The organism is Moraxella pluranimalium (genome assembly GCF_002014825.1).
In the GTDB taxonomy this organism is placed as follows: Bacteria; Pseudomonadota; Gammaproteobacteria; order Pseudomonadales; family Moraxellaceae; genus Moraxella; species Moraxella pluranimalium.
Genome location: NZ_MUYU01000009.1, coordinates 136923 through 153715, shown reverse-complemented (window position 1 = coordinate 153715; position 16793 = coordinate 136923). Strand labels below are relative to the sequence as shown.

The following is a 16793-nucleotide window of genomic DNA, read 5'->3' as shown; positions in this document are numbered from 1 at the left end:
TTATAATGAATCAATTAACTATTTATAATCAGTTACAACACCTGTCGATTGCACGCATTCGGCAGGTGTTTGCTACTTGGCAGTCGCAGAACTTGCCCCGTCATTGGCTTGATGGTTGGCTGCTCACTGTGATTAATCAGCCATCGGTGTTTTTGATTACTGATGGTGATTATGTACCCACTGATGATGAAGTGGACAGGCTAAGCATTGGTATCGCTCGGATGATAGATGGTGAGCCGTTGGCGTATCTGACAGGGATGCAGGGATTTTGGGGGCGTGAGTTTGTGGTCAATGCTCATACGCTGATACCCAGAGCGGATACGGAGATTTTGATTGAGACGGTGCTTGGGATGGTCAAGCAGGGCGATGACAGTGCATCGCCTGCCATTTTGGATCTAGGCACAGGCAGTGGCTGTATTGGCATTACTTTGGCACTAGAATTACCGTCATCATCGGTGGTGGCGGTGGATTATTCGGATGAGGCTTTGGCAGTGGCGAGCCAAAACGCAGACAGGCTTGGTGCGGATAACTGCACGCTGATACGCTCGGATTGGTACAGTGCGATCGATGGCGTATTTGACATCATCGTCAGCAATCCGCCTTATATCGCCAAAGACGACATCCATATGGCATCGCTGACCCATGAGCCTGTGAGTGCTTTGGTCGCTGATCAAGATGGACTGGCGGATATCATCACCATCGCCGATGGTGCACATCGGCATCTGCGGGCAGGCGGGCTACTGGTCATCGAGCATGGCTATGATCAAGGGGTGGCAGTGCGTGAGATTCTGACCAAAGCAGGCTTTGTGGGCGTACGCACGGTCAAGGATTATGGAGATAATGACCGCATCACGCTTGGTTTTGGTCGGTCATTCGATGATAAATCGTTTGGTAGTACAACATGACACAGTACGCAGTGGATAATCAAGCAAACAGTTTGAGCGACAGCCTAAGCGATACAGAAATGATGCGCTATGCTCGCCAAATCCTGCTTGATGACTGGGATATTGATGCACAGCTACGGTTCAAGCATAGCCATGCCATCATCGTCGGCATGGGTGGGCTTGGCTGTCCTGTGGCGCAGGTGCTCGTGCGTGCAGGGATTGGGCGATTGACCATCATTGATGACGATGTCATTGATGAGAGCAATTTACAAAGACAATCGCTATATTTTGATACCGACATCGGTAAGTCCAAAGCCATCATTGCCAAATCATCACTACATCAGCACAATGCACTGACACACATCACAGCGATGACCGATAGAGTGACACGGGAGAATGTGGATCAGCTGATTGGTGGTGCGGATTTGGTGATTGATTGTACGGATAATTTTGCGGTGCGTGATTTATTAAATCAATCCTGCCGTCATCAGCAGCTGCCCCTATTATCGACATCGGCGATTGGCGAAGTGGGGCAATTGGCGCTATATACGCCTGATACAGGGTGCTATCACTGTGTGTTCGGCGATGATGTGGGTGATGAGATGACCTGTGCGACATCAGGTGTGCTCGCTAGCACGGTGGCAGTCATCGGGGCAATGGCATCGCAGGTGGCTTTGACATATTTGGGTAAGGCTGATAATCCCATTGCAAATATGCTTGTGACTTGGCAGGGGCAGAGCATGACGCTCAAGCATCGACTATTTGAGCGTGATAAGTCCTGCCCTGTGTGTGCTACGCCTTGAATTTTGGCGGATTTGCCATCACATCAATGATTAGCCAAGCTAATTTTATATTATTAATTAAATATTAAGTGAAAATAATGCCAAAAAATCCATTTTCCCTAGCCAAAAAAGGTCTGCATCAAGGCGTGCAGGTGCTTAGCCGTATCCAAAAAACCGCCAGTGTCGCGGGCCTATCTGCGCTCAGAGTCGCAAAAGGCGATAAGATGGATGCGCAGCTACTGCGCGAAGCCTTTGAGCAGATGGGCGTGACCTATATCAAGCTTGGGCAATTTATCGCAAGCACGCCATCGATTTTCCCCCGTGAGTATGTGCTAGCTTTTCAGGGCTGTCTGGATCAGACGACGCCTGTGCCATTTGCCAAGATACGCTCGGTGCTGATCGAAGAGCTTGAGACTGATGGTCGTGGCTTGGGCGATATTTTTTCGTATATTGATCCTGTGCCATTGGCATCGGCGAGTATCGCGCAGGTGCACAAGGCGGTGCTGACCGATGGACGACAAGTGGCGCTCAAGGTGCAAAAACCTGATGTCGGCACGGTGATGCATACGGATCTGAGCGTACTGCACAGCGTGTTTTGGGCGCTTGAAAAAGTTGTGCCAAACCTAAAAGCCGCCAATCTTGCCCCCATTGTCGATGAGATTCGCACTCGGATGCTGGCAGAGACGGATTTTATCGCCGAAAGTCGCCATATTGAGCAGTTTTTGGCACATCTAAAACAAGTCGGTAATACCAAAGTCACCGCACCTACCGTACATCACGAACTTAGCACCAAGCGAGTGCTGGTCATGGATCTGTTGATGGGCAAATCACTCATTGATGAGAGTCTAATTTGGGACGGCACAGTAGGGCGAGACAGTAAGCAAATCATGAGCGATGTGCTTGATACTTGGTTCTTATCCTTGATGATGACGGGTGAATTTCATGCTGATTTGCACGCAGGCAACTTGATGCTGCTCGATGATGGGCGTATTGCATTTTTGGATTTTGGCTTGATGGGGCGGATACAGCCAAGCAGTTTGCAGGCGTGTTTTAGTTTGGTGCAGAGCCTACAAATCAGTGATTATCGGGGGATGGCACAAGCGATGGTGAATATCGGCATGACACACAGCAGTGACAAGATGGATATTGACCGCCTAGCAGAAGATTTGCGTAAGATGCTTGGTAAGGTCGTCCCAAACCAAGCCCAAAACCCACAAGCAAATGCCAACAACGACAGTCTAAACGCCATGATGCTTGAGATGGTGGAGATTGGCAAAAGACACGGCATCCATTTTCCGAGAGATTTTGCGCTACTGGTTAAGCAGCTGTTGTACTTTGATCGCTTTATGGTGACGCTTGCCCCTGATATGGAGCTGTTTGAAGGTGAGCGCTTGGATTTGGTGAAGTTGAATTAATCAATCCTTATGGGAATTTTAAATTCATCCAATGGTTGTATTAAATTTTGCCAACAAAGGCTTGATTGAATGAATGTAATTTTTCACAAAATAGACACTTTGGATAACCTAAATTCAACCTCGAACTGCAACATTTCAGTAAATAGAAAAAAGAAGTAAGATATGCACTGTTGCACTTACTTCTTCAACTCTCACCTATCGGAAACGTCATGCAAACATATACACATCTTACTCTTGAACAAAGATACCAAATTTCAGCAGATTTGAAAAGCAATATTTCAATCAGTGAAATCACCAGACGACTAGGCTATCATAAATCCACCATTAGCCGTGAAATAAAACGCAACACAGGCTTACGTGGTTATCGACCCAAACAAGCTCATGCCAAAGCCAAAGAACGTAAGGCAAACAACACCTATCATCTATCTGACTTTGCATGGTCTTATATCAAGCACTTGTTAAGTAAGTACTACTCCCCTGAACAAATCACAGGTAGGCTTAAAGTATTAGGTTGGACAGATGTTCCTTGTCATGAAACCATTTATCAATACATCTATGCTGATAAAGCCAAAGGTGGCAGAGTACACACTTATCTGCGTTGTCAAAAAACCTATCGTAAACGTGGCTACAAAGCCCATGATAGGCGTGGACAGATTGCCAATCGTAAAGACATTGCTGATAGACCAAACATCATCGAACAACGACAACGATTGGGTGATTATGAAGGGGATACCGTGGTTGGCAAAAGACATCAAGGGGTATTAGTGACTTTGGTGGATAGAGCCACACGAGAAGTCAAAATAAAAGCACTGCCAAACCGCAAAGCAATATTGGTGGCACACACTTGTATTGATTTACTCAAAGATGAACAAGTGCAAAGCATTACCTTTGATAATGGCAAAGAGTTTGCATTGCATGAACGCATAGAGCAAGCACTAAACACTCAAGTTTACTTTGCCAGACCGTACCACTCATGGGAGAGAGGAACCAATGAAAATACCAATAGACTAATTCGTCAGTTTCTACCCAAGTCTGTTAGATTGGATAATCTTGATGAGGAGCAAATTAAGCAAATTGAGTCCAATTTAAACAACAGACCAAGAAAAGTGCTAGGATTTAAAACACCACTTGAGGTAAAATGTAACTTTGGGTGTGTTGCACTTCAAGATTGAATTTGCCTAAATTTTCAACCGCTAAGTTGTTTTTTAATTTGGTGTATCAGGATAACTATTTTTTGGAAGTTGTGGATTGCCTTATGAATAGGCATGGTTTTGTGTTTAATGATATTGGATGTATATTTCCAGATACTGAAAGCCATTATGAAGAAGATCATTTTAGCGGGGTGTGCTTTTTTATTGGAAAGGAAAAATTGATTGTATCTGATGATGAATTTAAAAATTTATTATATGATGCTTGTGAAAAATATAAAGAAATTTATCCAGAGTATAAGCTTTGCAGCAGTGTATTGTAGCTCTACAATACACTACACCCACATCAACCACCCATCAAATTCACACCAATACTTCCAAATGCCCAATCAGTACATCCGCCACTTGATCGGCAAGCTCGGCTCGAAGCATCGCCTTATCATGATAAGCTTCAGTCAGACTACAATAATGCGGATGCGTGCGTGCTTTTTTGATGGCGGATGGCACTTTGTCCGTCTGCCACGGTAGCTGATTGCCATCGGTGTGTATCGCATCTAGGCTTGCGTGCCCACGATGGCGTAGATGGTGATGTAGGGTCTGGGCACGAGCGGCAAGCAGGGTGATGGTCGCATAATCAATGGTCAAGGTCTGTACGCCCATCGCCTTATCCTTGATTGCGCCACTATTTGGCAAAATGCCACCGAGCACGCCACCAATCGCCGTACCCAGCCCAAGACTTGCCCCAAGCGTCGCCACATCAATCCCTGCACCAATCAGCATACCTGCCATGCCACCGCCTGCGGTGCGGATACCATAATGGCTAAGTAGCTCGCTATCAAAGATGTCTTGGGTCGCCCCTGTGATGGCAAGCGTATCACTTGAGACATCCGCATGATAAAAGCGATATAGCGCAAGTAGCTGTCCATGTAGGATGCTCTCGCCTTGTCGCACGGCATTTTGCATCCGAGACAGTGTCGGTGCAGGGTCGTCGTCTTGGTCGATTTTTTGGCTAAAGGCAGCAACATTGATGAGAAAATCACCAATCATCTGACTGCCAGTTTCCATCATCTCATGCCATGCGTCTTGGCGTTCGTTTTTGAGCGTTTGGATATTGGTGTCGTGATTGGATAGGGTTTCAAGGTTATCCCACAGCTGCATTTCATTCTCAAAATCAAACGCCACCGTATCAAAGCTACAAGTGATATGTAGTGCACGGCGAGACAGCATCTCACGCCACATCGGCATATTGTCCTGTCCTTGATGAATGAAATTAAACACTGGTAAAATCGGCGTGCCCGAACTTACCAAAATCGCCAGCTCATCTTTGTATTTGGATAGTACAGGCTCACGCGCATCGATGACATAGATGGCGATGTCGGCATCCAGTAGGCTTTTGATGACTTTAGCTTCTTGGCTAAAATCATCCGTCAGCCGAGCATCTCCATCATCCACCGCCTGCAAAAATCCTGCCAACCGCTCCACACCATCGGCACGCCCATCGGTGTGATCTTGGATAAAGTCCATCACGCCTGTGGCATCTTCAAGCCCTGGGGTGTCATGCAAGGTAACCAGTGGCGAGCCATTTTGTGCCAAAATCTGCACAGCGGCGACATGGCGTGTGGTCGCTGATGCGTTTTTGACTTCACCAAATTGGCTATCTCTAAGCAGTGTACGCAGTAGCGATGTCTTGCCGACATTGGTATGCCCAATCACTGAAATGGTGGTTAGGTGGTTGATTTTGTTAGGGTTGTTCATTGATATTTTTCTTTATTTTAAAATTATGTACACAATTATGTACACAGAATGATGAGATGATATGTTTTTGAATGATGTGATTTGTTGCATTATAGTCTTTTGTTGGACGAAAAAAAAGCCCATTGCTGGGCTTTTATTTGGCGGTGTGTTTCAATTCCCATTCATGAACTTCTTGGCTTAAATAGCGTTTGACACCACCGCCCAATCCGCCACCCATGACGGGCTTTGGAAATGGTTCACCATTTGGGTGTCGTTTTTCCCAACGGCTTAGGGTCATTTTGCAAATGCCAAAGATTTCACAAATTTCGTTAGATGTTAAATACTTTTTCACAATCTAGCTCCTTTAAGTTCTAATTCTCGCAAAACTCTGATAGCTATTTGGGCTTAGCTGTGGGTTTTGCTCGTACAATTCATCCAAATGATTGACCACCACGCCGTAAATATCCCCAAAATGGCAGGGTTCGGTGCGATAGCCATCGACAAAAGTGCGATTGACTACCTTTTCTTTGATCACAATCTCAATGTGATACACACGCTTGCCCTGTGGTGGCTTGTCTTGTTGCCAATCGCCAAACCAAGTGCTGCGGGCGTATATCTCACGAGCACTGACACCGTACAGCGGAAATTGCCAATAGCCAAAGCGTTCTGTGCCAAGTTCTGCCTGTAGCCTGTATTCATGGTCAAGCTTACGCTGATAATTACGCAATCCTTGTTTGGCTTTTTTGGCGATTTTTTGTTTGCGGGATTTCATGACAGCTCCTTAAAACGGTATATCATCCCCACCTGTAGGCTGTGCTGGTTGGGTCACATAGCCTTGTGGTGGGGTGGTGCGGTTGTAGCTTGTGGGCTGTGGGTTATCGTCACGAGTGCCTAGCATCTGCATATGATCGCCACGAATCTCAGTGCTGTAACGCTCTTGTCCTGTGTTCTTGTCCGTCCATTTGCGGGTGCGAAGACCGCCTTCGATATAGACTTTGGCACCTTTTTTCAGGTATTGCTCGGCAATCTCAGCGGTGCGGTTATTAAGCACCACACGATGCCACTCGGTCTGCTCACGACGCTCGCCTGTGGTTTTGTCCGTCCAGCGCTCGCTTGTGGCAACCGATAAGGTGGCAATCATGCCGTTATCAAATTGCTTAATTTCTGGGTCATTGCCCAAATTTCCTATTAAAATGACTTTATTGACGCTCATTGTGTTTCCTTGGGTGGTTGTGGTAGTGGCATCCAGTGGGTGACATCACCGCTATCAATGTAATAACAAAATTCGCCATCTTCATCATTCCACCAGTGGCTATAATCGTCATCGTGTCGGACAACCTCATAAGTCAAAACTCTAATTCTACCGTTTGCAAGTGCTAGTACAGTACTATCGGCTTCTGGCAAACTATCTTCGCAATCAACAATTTTTTCCCAATCGTCAAAATCGTTAACCATGTCAATTGCATGATTCACACCATCTGCAATTTGCGTATGCCCGAGTGCTTTTAAGACAAACTCTTGAGTTTTTAATAAGTCAATTAATTTTTCTTTGTTAGTCATTCTCAACCCCTAATACTTGCCATAATCTCTAATACTATTGATAGTTACTTTTAATTCATTAAAAGGATTCATACCGCTTGCTCCTTTTGGTTGTGGATATAGTCAGACTCCAGCCAGTAGATGGCGTGGCGTTTGCCACTGTTGGCGGTGACCATCCGTCTTTTGACTGGGATGCCTTCTTTTTTGAGATCGGTGATGCGCTGAGATAGGGCAAAGCACCCAAAAAGGTTGAGTGCTTTGATTGGATCTAGCGTATCGCCTGACATCAGATGATCTAAAATCTGTGTGCGATAGCTCATTAATCTTCTCCCAAAATCAGCTTGTCAAAATGATATAAGAAGACGTAGAGTTCATTTACCTCTGGTGCTGTAAGGTAAAACTTGTCACCAGTAGGTTTATGAATAAACAAACAAACATCTTCTTTGTGATCTAGGTATCTGTACACATCAAATCCAACTATGGTATCGTCGCTTAATAGAATGGCGGTTTTGCCATCCATCAATAGATGCTCTTTGAGATATTGACTGTATTTTTCTGCAATACTTTCAATCATTCATCACCCCCTTGCTCATCAATCCATGCCAAAATATCGGCATTTTTCCATACCACCATATTACTAGATAGTCGGATTGGCTTTGGAAAACGCCCTTTATTCACCATCCGCCAAAGCGTTGTTCGATTGATGGGAATTAATGCCAAAATGTCTTTGGTTCTGCTCATTCCTTGGGGGTGCAGTAAGGTGTGGGATTGTTGGGATTTGGTTGTCATTACTGTTGCTCCATCAATTGATTTAAATGGTAATCTAACTGATTATCCAAGCTCTCAAAGTCATCAGGCGATAGCTTGGCTTGGTTGTCATACAGCACACGGCGTGCATTCTCGGCTTCATCGAGCGTCACCTGTGTGATGTCATCACGCATGGTCAGATATAGCTTGCGTGCCTTGAATGCATTGCCTAGGATGGTGCGCTCATCGTCATTGATTGCCCCAGTTTGGCGGTGCTGACCGATGGTCTGTGCCAAAGCATCTAGGCTGTCAATGTCATCAGCACGGACAATCTGCTCGGCAAGCTTGGCAGTATCCACCTGCTCAATCTGCGCAACCGGTGCGGCAGGTGCGCTCACCTGTGCCACTGCTTGATTTACCATAGCATTGATGTCGGTGACGGTGGCAGTGATGGGCTTGGGCTCTCGTGCGGTATCTGCCAATTCATCAGGGGTATAAACGCCCAAAATGACATCAGGGCAGTGCAGGCGTGCCCAACGCTTGGCACCTAGATAAGCAAGCTGTTGGCGTGGGTCGGCAGTCCAAAGTGGTGAATTTCGCACTGTGCCTACCTGCGCCATGCTGATAGATAGCGTGGTCGGCTCGCTCTCGCCTTGCATGATGGCTGAGACCACCACGCCGACATCATCGGACTTATCATCTTTGGATTTGACCTTTGACCAATCGCCAAAATAATCAAACTTCAATCGCCCAACAATCGGTGCTTTGGCATTAATCACGGCAATGACCAGCTGTGCTTCATAGCCTAGTGTGCCATTGACCAGATGGGTCTTTTGGGCAACGGCATAAGGATCCATGCCCCAACGGATTGACTGACCGATGATGGCAAAGCAATCGCCCACCTTGCCCTGTAGGTGCTTTGGGATGGTGCATGAGCCTGATGCCATAATCTCGGCTAGGCGGTGGCATTTGTCAAACAGTCCATCATCTAGGACGATTTGGTTTTGGGTGGTGGTGGCAAGTTCGTTCATTGTGCGACTCCTAATTTGTGTTCACGGTAGGTTTGGATAAAGTGGCTGATGACAGCACCATCTGGGTGCATAATCATATAGTCCATCTCACGGATGATGCCAGCGAGCTCATTGATGGCTTGGTTGCCGGTGCTGATTTCGCCTTGCAGGTCTTGGATATGCAGGCTCATGGCGTGATTGGCGTTTTTGAGCTCGTCAATCATGCGATGGGCTAGGGTAAGCTGTTTTTTGAGCCCGGTGATAAACTGCTGTTGGGCGTGTTTTTTATTCATGGGGTTCTCCTTGAATAGTCTGGAAATCATGCCAGCGGTGCATCTCGATGGGGTCATCAGGTAGCACGGGCTGACTGCCATAGGGGATGACGGTGTCATCTGGCACTTCGTAAATCTCGACGATGGTAGTGATTTTCTTGATTTTCATGGGTCTATCCTAAAATTTGGGCGTACAAAGCCCCTACCTGCCAACGGTGGCAAGTGACAGATAGGGGGGTGGATTATTGGCGGTTCAGCAGTCGGCGGACTGGCTCGGCAATGAGCTTATCCACCGTCGGAAAAAAACTGTCTGCTCTGAGCTCGGCAAGCTTGTCCATCTCATCAAGCAGTGCAGGGAGCATTTCATCACGACCATCACGGATGACATGGCGGATGATGTCGGCTTCGATGGCACGGCGTTTGGTGCCGTATTGGTTCAGCACATGATAGATGCGTACCAACTCATCAGCAATCAGTGGTAGATGCTCGGTGGTGTAGGCTCGTCCACCTGTAGTACCAGTCAGCTCACGCAGGCGAGCATGAATGGCGAATCTGGCACTGCCAGAGGCGTGTAGGGGTGTGCCACACAGATGCACCAAGTGCTTGATGTTTGCCGCATCTTGGCTAGTGATGGTGTTGGTTGGCTTGGCTAAGCAAGGGATGGTTTCGCCTTTGGTCATACGGTCAAACGCACGGATGACCATCAAAGAGAACTGGGCACTTATCCACATAGCATAGCGATAAACAAGTTCACGGCAGACATAAGTGCCTTGGGCTTTGCCTTTGCCGATGATGGTGTTGTAAGCGACTGTGCCGTCTTGTTCAATGGCAGTGATGAGCACTTGGGTTTCTTGATTGCGTAGAAAGCCATAAGGCTCGTGGCGTTTTTCATTGCCACTGGCTTTATGCAAATCATTTAGGGAATATAAGCCGCCAATCTCACGGACGATAAAGTCGGCTTGGGTTGGGATAGAGATGATTAAGTTCATGATGAACTCCTATGTAAATTTTCTGAAATTTACCCAAAATAGGGTGCTAGGGGGTTCAGAAGCCGTACATAGTCGGCTGGGATTATTCGTGTAGCAAGCTACCTTATTTCTCCGCCCCCCTAACATAATTTGGCACTTCTCAAATTTGAGAACTGGAAATTTGAAAGGGCTTTGCTTTGATATTTATGTTCCGCAAATTTGCGGAGCTTAAATTTTGGCAATAAAAAAATCGCAGTCTTTCGGGGCGATATTTACCGCTATGTACTTAGGTTCTGACACCTTGTGAGATATCATAGCCCAAGTTTTAGCGAATTGCAAGGGGTTGGGGTGTAAAAAATCCACCGCCTAAAGTGGGGGTGGACTATTTAGAAACTATGTCTCGTTATTTGGTGGGTTTGGTTCTTTATGTTGTTTTTGCAAAAATAACACAGTAATTACACCAATAATCAAAGTTAATGCTGTACCAGCAAGAAAGGTGTGTCCAAGATAAGCAAACCATCCTGCCAAACCAATTAAACACAAAGATAATATAAAAGAGAAAACCTGTCCACGAGACTTGATTTGGCTCGCCCTTTTTTGTTCAGCTAAATTGGCATGATCTACATCAATCACACGCTGCAAATTTTTTTGATTAAAATCAATTTCATGGCGTTTTAATTCCATGTTAAATTCTTGTTGAGTTACAATCATGTCAAACATTTGCTTGGCAGAACCTGGAACGGTTTTTTCATACTCTTCTAGGTATTGTGGCGGTAAGAATGGTGTTTGCACCTCCATGTGTGACATGGTGAGAGTTGTTTCTACAACTTCAGTTTCTGCATCCGCTTGTGTTAAGCTGTCATTATTTGCCATGATCTAATGCTCTTTGCTTTTGTGCAGTGTGTTGCATTAGCAGACCTACTTCTACAAAAGGCTGGTGAGCAGTCAGCTGCTCAATTGGTTCTTTTGTGATTTCAGCTGGAGTGACATAGTTGGGCTTGGCGGTACTCACGCCAGGCACCAGTAGGAACACTGATAACATGCCTTCTAAAAATGGGGAGAGTTTACTCATGATGCACCTTGCTTAATTATGTGGAAAACAAATAGGGGTATCATAACGCACTCGGAATGAGCCAAGACCTGCTTCTCCCAGCTTTGGCGGTACAAATTCCACTTCCTTGATAATATCCTGACGCTGCTCAATGTCCAACAAGTACGCTTGAGCAGTCAAAAGACGCTCTTTTTTTGGTAGCAATACCTTGGTTTTTGATTTTTTAAGCATAACGGTCGTCCAAAATAATTAATTAACCGCATACAGCGGTCAATTAATTATAACCCAAATTATAAAATTGTCAATCAAGCCCACTTTGGCAAATCAATCGCCATAATCTCACCGCTATACGCAGGATAATGGTCGCTGTCCATACAGGTGCGTAAGGTGGCAAGCGCACGGTCTAGGTCGGCTTTGCCACGCTCTAGTATTCATCGGTCGGTGTGTAGCTTGCCACGGCATAGGGTACATCTCGTTCAACCACCAGCCAAATATAGGCAGGGCGTACACCAAACTCGGCTTCATAGCCATCTAGATACATCGCCGCTGACAGATGATAGCCAAAATTGGTAATCGTACGCATAAACGCTGTCGGACTGGCGTTGTCCGTGGTCTTTAGGTCCACAATCAAGCCATTTGGGAAAGCATCACACGGCTTAATCATAAAGTCAGGACGCACACGGCAATCAATGCCTGTGGCAGGGTCGGTATAGAAAATCGACGCTTCGCAGGCTGTCTCATTGACCTTGAGTAGCTGTGCCACTCGGCTAGTGACTAGGCTGTCTGTCATGGCAATGGCGGTGTCCATCTGCTCGGCGGTGATGGCTGTCTTGTGGCTGTTGTGCTCAAGCCATGCTTCATAGTCTGCCTTGCCTTGCTTGGTACGACGGTCAAACTTGGGCATGACGGTGTACTCATCATCGACCAGATGCGGCTCAAGCAGTAGCGTATGCACCAGCGAGCCCAATTTCATTGCTTCGGTCGGCTCTTTGGATGTCTCTAGGCTTGCCTTAAAGTGGGCAGGCGTGCGCAGAATGTGCTTAATCTGACTCGATGAGACGGCAGGGTGGGCGTGGTATTCGGCATTGGATAGGTGGTAGTTAATCATGCGACTGCTCCTTGTGTGTCGATTTGGTCAATCTTGATGGCACTATCATCAGCCATGACCGCAGTAGTGGTGCGGTGGCGGTGCAGACAAGCGGTGCTGTGACTGTCAGCGCAAGCAGTGTCACTATCAATGCCCTATCCATCACGCTCAATGGTGATGTGACCATCACAGGGGCGGTCAGCGTCGCACAGACTGTCAATGCAGCAGGGGGTGTGACTGGTGCAGGCGTGAGCCTATCGACGCATACGCATGGTGGTGTGCAGACAGGTGGCGGACGGACGAGCGGGCCTGCTTAAGGGGTGAGTGTCTTGGCGTACTCAACCAATGCTGTCTTAATCGCTCCTGCCTTGGATGTGTCATGATGTGCCATGATGGTCTCAAGTGCCACCAAGACATCAGGCTCGGTGTGGCTGATGACCAAGGCGATATTGGCTAGTGCTTTGGTGCGGTAGGTATTGGTGGCTTTTTGGCGTGCATTTGACATAAAAAAGTCCTTGATTTTTAAATTATCGGTGCTAAGATAATAGGTAAGGAGTGGCTAGGCGTTTCCACCTAACCTGCCTTGGGTGTCGTTACCACCTTTAGGCGTTTACTGTTAGTAAGCTGGGTAGCTTAGCAACAGCAGAGCGATGATTGCAAGCACTTTGAGAATGGCTTTCATCGTTTTACTCCTTGTTTGCGGTAAGGTTGAAGCCTTACTGCTCATCAGATAGCAGGCTTGCTATTTGATGGTTTATATTATATACTAGAATACATAATAAGCCAAGTATTTTATGCGTTTTCGTGTAAATTATTTGGCTTTTTGTTTTGGTGAATGATTTGATTGCTTGATGAGTCTATGTACGATATCTTGTTCATCATGTATAATAAAATACATATTTGCCGTGATGGGGTAAATATCAAAAATTAACAAAAAACCATTGGCTAAACCATAAGGATTTGCAATGCAGCACAGCACAGCGCAGCACAGTAATGTAACTATCTCTTCATCAACCTTGCAAGTAGCTGGGGGTTGATGTATGCCAAAAGCCAAAAACTCCAATCTCTCCAACGCCAAAAAAGCCAAAAACGATGAGTTTTACACGCAGTACCACGACATCGAAAAAGAGATGAACGCCTATCTTGATTTTGATGCCGATGTCTTTCGTGGCAAAACCATTTTTCTGCCTTGCGATGACCCTGAATGGTCTAATTTCACTCGCTATTTTGCCCAAAATTTTGCTCGTTTGGGCTTAAAAAAGCTCATCAGTACAAGTTTCGCTCACCAAAGCAAAAATTTAAATAATAGCTATCAACCTAGTTTATTTGAAAGTGAAAATCCGCTTTATGATACAGAAAAATCTATTCAACAAGGTAAGATTTTTACTCTCACTCAAGATAATAATGCTGATGGTGTGATTGATTTACAAGATTTACAGTGGCAGTATTTACAAGGCGATGGCGATTTTCGCAGTGATGAAATCAAAGCCTTGCGTGATGAAGCGGACATGATTATTACCAATCCACCTTTTTCCCTATTTCGTGAGTTTGTGGCGTGGATTATGGAAGCGGATAAACAATTTGTCATTATTGGCAATATGAATGCCATTACTTATAAAGAGATTTTTCCTTTAATTAGTGGTAATACACTTTGGCTTGGAGCAACAGGCAATGGCAATGATATGGTTTTTGCAGTCCCAAAAGGTACGGAAGTTACTGAAAGTGACCGTAAAAAAGCAGAACGCTTAGGTTATATTGGTGATTATACCCGTTTAGGTAATTCTTGTTGGTTTACCAGTCTAGAACACGGTCGTCGTCATCAACCATTACAGTTAATGACGATGGATGATAATTTAAAATTCAATAAAAAATTAGACGGCAAAAATGCTTATCAACAATATGATAATTACAATGCCATAGAAGTGCCATTTACCAATGCCATTCCTGCTGATTTTGATGGCGTAATGGGCGTGCCGATTTCATTTTTGGATAAATATTGCCCTGAACAATTTGAGATTTTGGGAATGTGTGAAAATGAAGATTTGTACAATCTGAAAACAAAAGTTTATACAAGCCAAGAAAAATCAAATGCTTATTTTGCAAAGTTTGGTAAAAAAGGAAATTACGATTTGAATGCAAGTGCCGTATTAGAAATTGATAATAGGTTAGAAAAAGTTTATCAAAGAATTTTAATCCGCCATAAAAAAGGAATAAACTAATGCAAACCAAACTAAACACTCAAATTACTATTGCCCAGTTGTGCGAAGGGTTTGTTTATAATGAATTAGAAGGCAAAGGCTTATTTGGCTTAAATGGTAAACTCACTATTCAACCTGAATATCAACGCAATTATATTTATGCAGACGGCAAAAAAGATGTGGCAGTCATTCACTCCATTTTAAAAGGTTATCCGCTTGGGCTTATTTATTTTAATCAAACAGACGAAGATACTTTTGAAGTGCTGGACGGACAACAACGGATTACCAGTATTGGGCGTTTTGTCAAAGATAAATTTGCCATTATCAATGAACAAAATATTCCGCAATATTTTAGTAGTTTGCCACAAGATAAACAGAATTTGATTTTAAATACCACACTTTTGGTGTATGAATGCAATGGCGCAGAAAGCGAAATTAAAGAATGGTTTAAAACCATCAATATCGCTGGTGTGCCATTAAATGAACAAGAATTATTGAATGCGGTGTATTCAGGTAGCTTTATAACCCTTGCCAAAGCAGAATTTAGCAATTCACAAAATGCCAATATTCAAAAATGGTCGGCTTTTGTCAAAGGCACGCCACTTCGTCAAGATTTTTTGGCGTGTGCCTTAGATTGGGTAAGTCGTGGCAATATCAGCGATTATATGAGCCGTCATCGCTATGATGATAACATCAATGAATTAAAAACCTATTTTAATACCGTGATGGATTGGATAACGACCACATTTGTTGATATCAAAAAAGAAATGTGCGGTTTGGAATGGGGAAAGTTATATGAAACTTATGGCAAAAATCCCTATAATCCCAGTGAATTATCCAAAAAAGTGAATGAGTTATACGATGACCCAAGTGTGAAAAACAAAAAAGGCATTTGGGAATATCTATTGGGTGGCGAAAGTGATAAACGCTTGCTGGATATTCGTATGTTTGATGACAAAACCAAACAACTTGCCTATAATGCACAAACTAAAAAAGCGAAAGACAATAATCATTCCAATTGCCCATTATGCGCTGTTGGTGATAATGCCAATAAAAATAAAATTTGGGCATTAAAAGAAATGGAAGCCGACCACGTTACCGCTTGGAGTAAAGGCGGATTAACGGGCATTGAAAATTGTGAAATGTTATGTGTGAGTCATAATCGGGCAAAGGGGAATAAGTAATTGAGCTTGACGCATTTTTTTGGCAAGTCAGAATTTACAAAGGTTGTCATTTGTCATCACTGGGGTTATAATGAAGTACCTAACTAAACAAGGTGTTGATATGAGTAAACTATCGCCATTTTTGGAAGGTGTATTATCAGCGATGGTGTTGTTGCCAAGTACATCAGCAGCTGAACCGCGCTACATTCGACCTACCAAGATGGAATTACAGCCAAACGATATCGCCCAAGATTGGCAAGCGGTTGGTGTGGATATTTCTAACGCCAGTAAAAAAGTAGGTAAATCTTTGGGTATGGTATGCTATGAGCCAAAAACAGCGTAAAGGTACACGAGTGCAAGCCACTCAAGATGAACGGGGCTTGCAAGCCCAGTTTGAGCAAGTGGAGGAATACTCGCCCTATCCACCTGCCGAGTTTTTGCATGAGCTGAATAAAATTGACCCAAAATATGTTGAACAAGTCATGCAGATGGCAAAGTCTGAGCAAGAGCAACGCCATAAACTACAAGACAGTCAATTGTCTGAAGCAATTCGTGTCAATACTGCCCTGATGGATTTTGATAAACAAAATATTGTCTTAATGCAGCGCGGGCAATGGTTTGGCTTAGTGCTTGGTGTCGGTCTGCTGGTGATTGCAGGCGTGGCACTATATTATGCACAAGCGGTTGTGGCTGGCATTGCAATCACCGCCATCATTGGAATCTTGATTGTCTATGTGCTAAGACAGCAGCCCAAAAACTCACCATCTAATCAATAAACCCACATTTACCGAGCTA

At 44.7% G+C, this 16793-nt stretch carries 26 protein-coding genes and 1 pseudogene; 10 read left to right on the top strand and 17 right to left on the bottom strand.

The window, feature by feature from the left end:
- Positions 1 to 5 precede the first annotated feature (5 nt).
- From prmC to cdiI, 5 genes are all read left to right on the top strand, one after another.
- A complete protein-coding gene (gene prmC / locus B0680_RS04390) occupies positions 6 to 905 on the top strand; it encodes a peptide chain release factor N(5)-glutamine methyltransferase (protein ID WP_078253839.1) in 900 nt (299 codons plus the stop codon).
- Entirely contained in the window at positions 902 to 1687 is a 786-nt protein-coding gene (locus tag B0680_RS04385; protein WP_078253838.1) for a HesA/MoeB/ThiF family protein, read from the top strand. Before prmC ends, B0680_RS04385 begins: the two co-directional genes overlap by 4 nt.
- A gap of 77 nt (positions 1688 to 1764) precedes the next feature.
- Positions 1765 to 3081: an ABC1 kinase family protein gene (locus B0680_RS04380; protein WP_078253837.1), complete on the top strand. Its 1317-nt coding sequence runs from the start codon at positions 1765 to 1767 to the stop codon at positions 3079 to 3081.
- 209 nt (positions 3082 to 3290) lie between these two features.
- Positions 3291 to 4253, top strand: a complete 963-nt coding sequence (locus tag B0680_RS04375; protein WP_078253836.1) for an IS30 family transposase — start codon at positions 3291 to 3293, stop codon at positions 4251 to 4253.
- 2 nt (positions 4254 to 4255) lie between these two features.
- Positions 4256 to 4552, top strand: a complete 297-nt coding sequence (cdiI, locus tag B0680_RS04370) for a ribonuclease toxin immunity protein CdiI (protein ID WP_143821347.1) — start codon at positions 4256 to 4258, stop codon at positions 4550 to 4552.
- A gap of 40 nt (positions 4553 to 4592) precedes the next feature.
- Here cdiI and B0680_RS04365 read toward each other — a convergent pair whose 3' ends face one another.
- From B0680_RS04365 to B0680_RS04295, 16 genes and pseudogenes are all read right to left on the bottom strand, one after another.
- The gene (locus B0680_RS04365; RefSeq protein ID WP_078253834.1) at positions 4593 to 5984 is read right to left on the bottom strand and encodes a DUF3482 domain-containing protein; all 1392 of its coding nucleotides are present in this window, start codon (positions 5982 to 5984) and stop codon (positions 4593 to 4595) included.
- Positions 5985 to 6117: 133 nt separating this feature from the next.
- The gene (locus tag B0680_RS04360; RefSeq protein ID WP_078253833.1) at positions 6118 to 6315 is read right to left on the bottom strand and encodes a helix-turn-helix transcriptional regulator; all 198 of its coding nucleotides are present in this window, start codon (positions 6313 to 6315) and stop codon (positions 6118 to 6120) included.
- Between the two features lie 12 nt (positions 6316 to 6327).
- Positions 6328 to 6735: a hypothetical protein gene (locus B0680_RS04355; protein WP_078253832.1), complete on the bottom strand. Its 408-nt coding sequence runs from the start codon at positions 6733 to 6735 to the stop codon at positions 6328 to 6330.
- 96 nt (positions 6736 to 6831) lie between these two features.
- A pseudogene (gene ssb, locus B0680_RS04350) lies at positions 6832 to 7176 on the bottom strand (single-stranded DNA-binding protein); the annotation flags it as partial.
- Positions 7173 to 7523, bottom strand: a complete 351-nt coding sequence (locus B0680_RS04345) for a DUF551 domain-containing protein (RefSeq protein WP_078253830.1) — start codon at positions 7521 to 7523, stop codon at positions 7173 to 7175. The pseudogene ssb and the gene B0680_RS04345, both read right to left, overlap by 4 nt.
- Before the next feature lie 68 nt (positions 7524 to 7591).
- On the bottom strand, positions 7592 to 7822 hold the full coding sequence (locus tag B0680_RS04340; RefSeq protein WP_078253829.1) for a helix-turn-helix domain-containing protein: 231 nt from the start codon (positions 7820 to 7822) through the stop codon (positions 7592 to 7594).
- Complete coding sequence (locus B0680_RS04335; protein WP_078253828.1) at positions 7822 to 8076, bottom strand: hypothetical protein; 255 nt, start codon at positions 8074 to 8076, stop codon at positions 7822 to 7824. Before B0680_RS04335 ends, B0680_RS04340 begins: the two co-directional genes overlap by 1 nt.
- Positions 8073 to 8291, bottom strand: a complete 219-nt coding sequence (locus B0680_RS04330) for a helix-turn-helix transcriptional regulator (RefSeq protein WP_078253827.1) — start codon at positions 8289 to 8291, stop codon at positions 8073 to 8075. The genes B0680_RS04335 and B0680_RS04330 overlap by 4 nt, the downstream gene beginning before the upstream one ends.
- Positions 8291 to 9280, bottom strand: a complete 990-nt coding sequence (locus tag B0680_RS04325; RefSeq protein ID WP_078253826.1) for a RecT family recombinase — start codon at positions 9278 to 9280, stop codon at positions 8291 to 8293. Before B0680_RS04325 ends, B0680_RS04330 begins: the two co-directional genes overlap by 1 nt.
- Positions 9277 to 9552, bottom strand: a complete 276-nt coding sequence (locus tag B0680_RS04320) for a hypothetical protein (protein WP_078253825.1) — start codon at positions 9550 to 9552, stop codon at positions 9277 to 9279. Before B0680_RS04320 ends, B0680_RS04325 begins: the two co-directional genes overlap by 4 nt.
- Complete coding sequence (locus B0680_RS10870; RefSeq protein WP_169835328.1) at positions 9545 to 9700, bottom strand: hypothetical protein; 156 nt, start codon at positions 9698 to 9700, stop codon at positions 9545 to 9547. Before B0680_RS10870 ends, B0680_RS04320 begins: the two co-directional genes overlap by 8 nt.
- Before the next feature lie 73 nt (positions 9701 to 9773).
- A complete protein-coding gene (locus B0680_RS04315) occupies positions 9774 to 10520 on the bottom strand; it encodes a KilA-N domain-containing protein (protein WP_078253824.1) in 747 nt (248 codons plus the stop codon).
- A gap of 372 nt (positions 10521 to 10892) precedes the next feature.
- Positions 10893 to 11372 (bottom strand): DUF2335 domain-containing protein, encoded by a 480-nt coding sequence (locus B0680_RS04310; protein WP_078253823.1) that lies wholly within the window; start codon positions 11370 to 11372, stop codon positions 10893 to 10895.
- Positions 11362 to 11571, bottom strand: coding sequence for a hypothetical protein (locus B0680_RS04305; RefSeq protein ID WP_078253822.1), 210 nt, complete (start codon positions 11569 to 11571; stop codon positions 11362 to 11364). Before B0680_RS04305 ends, B0680_RS04310 begins: the two co-directional genes overlap by 11 nt.
- A 12-nt stretch (positions 11572 to 11583) precedes the next feature.
- The gene (locus B0680_RS04300) at positions 11584 to 11781 is read right to left on the bottom strand and encodes a hypothetical protein (protein ID WP_078253821.1); all 198 of its coding nucleotides are present in this window, start codon (positions 11779 to 11781) and stop codon (positions 11584 to 11586) included.
- A gap of 193 nt (positions 11782 to 11974) precedes the next feature.
- On the bottom strand, positions 11975 to 12658 hold the full coding sequence (locus tag B0680_RS04295; RefSeq protein WP_228143748.1) for a PD-(D/E)XK nuclease-like domain-containing protein: 684 nt from the start codon (positions 12656 to 12658) through the stop codon (positions 11975 to 11977).
- An 11-nt stretch (positions 12659 to 12669) separates the two neighbouring features.
- On the opposite strand from B0680_RS04295, the gene B0680_RS04290 reads away from it, so the two are divergent.
- Positions 12670 to 12954: a hypothetical protein gene (locus tag B0680_RS04290; protein WP_078253820.1), complete on the top strand. Its 285-nt coding sequence runs from the start codon at positions 12670 to 12672 to the stop codon at positions 12952 to 12954.
- On the opposite strand, the gene B0680_RS04285 is transcribed toward B0680_RS04290, so the two are convergent.
- Positions 12951 to 13142 carry a hypothetical protein gene (locus B0680_RS04285; protein WP_078253819.1) on the bottom strand — a complete coding sequence of 64 codons (192 nt, stop codon included), beginning with the start codon at positions 13140 to 13142 and terminating at the stop codon, positions 12951 to 12953. The two genes, B0680_RS04290 and B0680_RS04285, sit on opposite strands and share 4 nt — an antisense overlap.
- A gap of 535 nt (positions 13143 to 13677) precedes the next feature.
- Between B0680_RS04285 and B0680_RS04280 the strand changes: the two genes are divergently transcribed.
- The 4 genes from B0680_RS04280 to B0680_RS04265 all read left to right on the top strand — a co-directional run bounded on the left by B0680_RS04280 (position 13678) and on the right by B0680_RS04265 (position 16774).
- On the top strand, positions 13678 to 14856 hold the full coding sequence (locus B0680_RS04280) for an adenine-specific methyltransferase EcoRI family protein (RefSeq protein ID WP_078253818.1): 1179 nt from the start codon (positions 13678 to 13680) through the stop codon (positions 14854 to 14856).
- The gene (locus tag B0680_RS04275; RefSeq protein WP_078253817.1) at positions 14856 to 16019 is read left to right on the top strand and encodes an HNH endonuclease family protein; all 1164 of its coding nucleotides are present in this window, start codon (positions 14856 to 14858) and stop codon (positions 16017 to 16019) included. Before B0680_RS04280 ends, B0680_RS04275 begins: the two co-directional genes overlap by 1 nt.
- Positions 16020 to 16119: 100 nt before the next feature.
- Positions 16120 to 16341 (top strand): hypothetical protein, encoded by a 222-nt coding sequence (locus B0680_RS04270; protein ID WP_078253816.1) that lies wholly within the window; start codon positions 16120 to 16122, stop codon positions 16339 to 16341.
- Positions 16322 to 16774, top strand: coding sequence for a DUF2335 domain-containing protein (locus B0680_RS04265; RefSeq protein WP_078253815.1), 453 nt, complete (start codon positions 16322 to 16324; stop codon positions 16772 to 16774). The genes B0680_RS04270 and B0680_RS04265 overlap by 20 nt, the downstream gene beginning before the upstream one ends.
- Positions 16775 to 16793: the final 19 nt, after the last annotated feature.

Coding starts and splice junctions, on each gene's coding strand:
- B0680_RS04375 (WP_078253836.1), top strand. CDS start 3,291: ATGCAAACATATACACATCTTACTCTTGAACAAAGATACCAAATTTCA.
- B0680_RS04305 (WP_078253822.1), bottom strand. CDS start 11,571: ATGAGTAAACTCTCCCCATTTTTAGAAGGCATGTTATCAGTGTTCCTA.
- B0680_RS04275 (WP_078253817.1), top strand. CDS start 14,856: ATGCAAACCAAACTAAACACTCAAATTACTATTGCCCAGTTGTGCGAA.
- B0680_RS04315 (WP_078253824.1), bottom strand. CDS start 10,520: ATGAACTTAATCATCTCTATCCCAACCCAAGCCGACTTTATCGTCCGT.
- B0680_RS04325 (WP_078253826.1), bottom strand. CDS start 9,280: ATGAACGAACTTGCCACCACCACCCAAAACCAAATCGTCCTAGATGAT.
- B0680_RS04265 (WP_078253815.1), top strand. CDS start 16,322: ATGAGCCAAAAACAGCGTAAAGGTACACGAGTGCAAGCCACTCAAGAT.
- B0680_RS04355 (WP_078253832.1), bottom strand. CDS start 6,735: ATGAAATCCCGCAAACAAAAAATCGCCAAAAAAGCCAAACAAGGATTG.
- B0680_RS04345 (WP_078253830.1), bottom strand. CDS start 7,523: ATGACTAACAAAGAAAAATTAATTGACTTATTAAAAACTCAAGAGTTT.
- B0680_RS04385 (WP_078253838.1), top strand. CDS start 902: ATGACACAGTACGCAGTGGATAATCAAGCAAACAGTTTGAGCGACAGC.
- B0680_RS04295 (WP_228143748.1), bottom strand. CDS start 12,658: ATGATTAACTACCACCTATCCAATGCCGAATACCACGCCCACCCTGCC.
- B0680_RS04380 (WP_078253837.1), top strand. CDS start 1,765: ATGCCAAAAAATCCATTTTCCCTAGCCAAAAAAGGTCTGCATCAAGGC.
- B0680_RS04310 (WP_078253823.1), bottom strand. CDS start 11,372: ATGGCAAATAATGACAGCTTAACACAAGCGGATGCAGAAACTGAAGTT.
- B0680_RS10870 (WP_169835328.1), bottom strand. CDS start 9,700: ATGAAAATCAAGAAAATCACTACCATCGTCGAGATTTACGAAGTGCCA.
- B0680_RS04335 (WP_078253828.1), bottom strand. CDS start 8,076: ATGATTGAAAGTATTGCAGAAAAATACAGTCAATATCTCAAAGAGCAT.
- B0680_RS04280 (WP_078253818.1), top strand. CDS start 13,678: ATGCCAAAAGCCAAAAACTCCAATCTCTCCAACGCCAAAAAAGCCAAA.
- B0680_RS04320 (WP_078253825.1), bottom strand. CDS start 9,552: ATGAATAAAAAACACGCCCAACAGCAGTTTATCACCGGGCTCAAAAAA.
- prmC (WP_078253839.1), top strand. CDS start 6: ATGAATCAATTAACTATTTATAATCAGTTACAACACCTGTCGATTGCA.
- B0680_RS04300 (WP_078253821.1), bottom strand. CDS start 11,781: ATGCTTAAAAAATCAAAAACCAAGGTATTGCTACCAAAAAAAGAGCGT.
- B0680_RS04330 (WP_078253827.1), bottom strand. CDS start 8,291: ATGACAACCAAATCCCAACAATCCCACACCTTACTGCACCCCCAAGGA.
- B0680_RS04365 (WP_078253834.1), bottom strand. CDS start 5,984: ATGAACAACCCTAACAAAATCAACCACCTAACCACCATTTCAGTGATT.
- B0680_RS04340 (WP_078253829.1), bottom strand. CDS start 7,822: ATGAGCTATCGCACACAGATTTTAGATCATCTGATGTCAGGCGATACG.
- B0680_RS04285 (WP_078253819.1), bottom strand. CDS start 13,142: ATGTCAAATGCACGCCAAAAAGCCACCAATACCTACCGCACCAAAGCA.
- B0680_RS04270 (WP_078253816.1), top strand. CDS start 16,120: ATGAGTAAACTATCGCCATTTTTGGAAGGTGTATTATCAGCGATGGTG.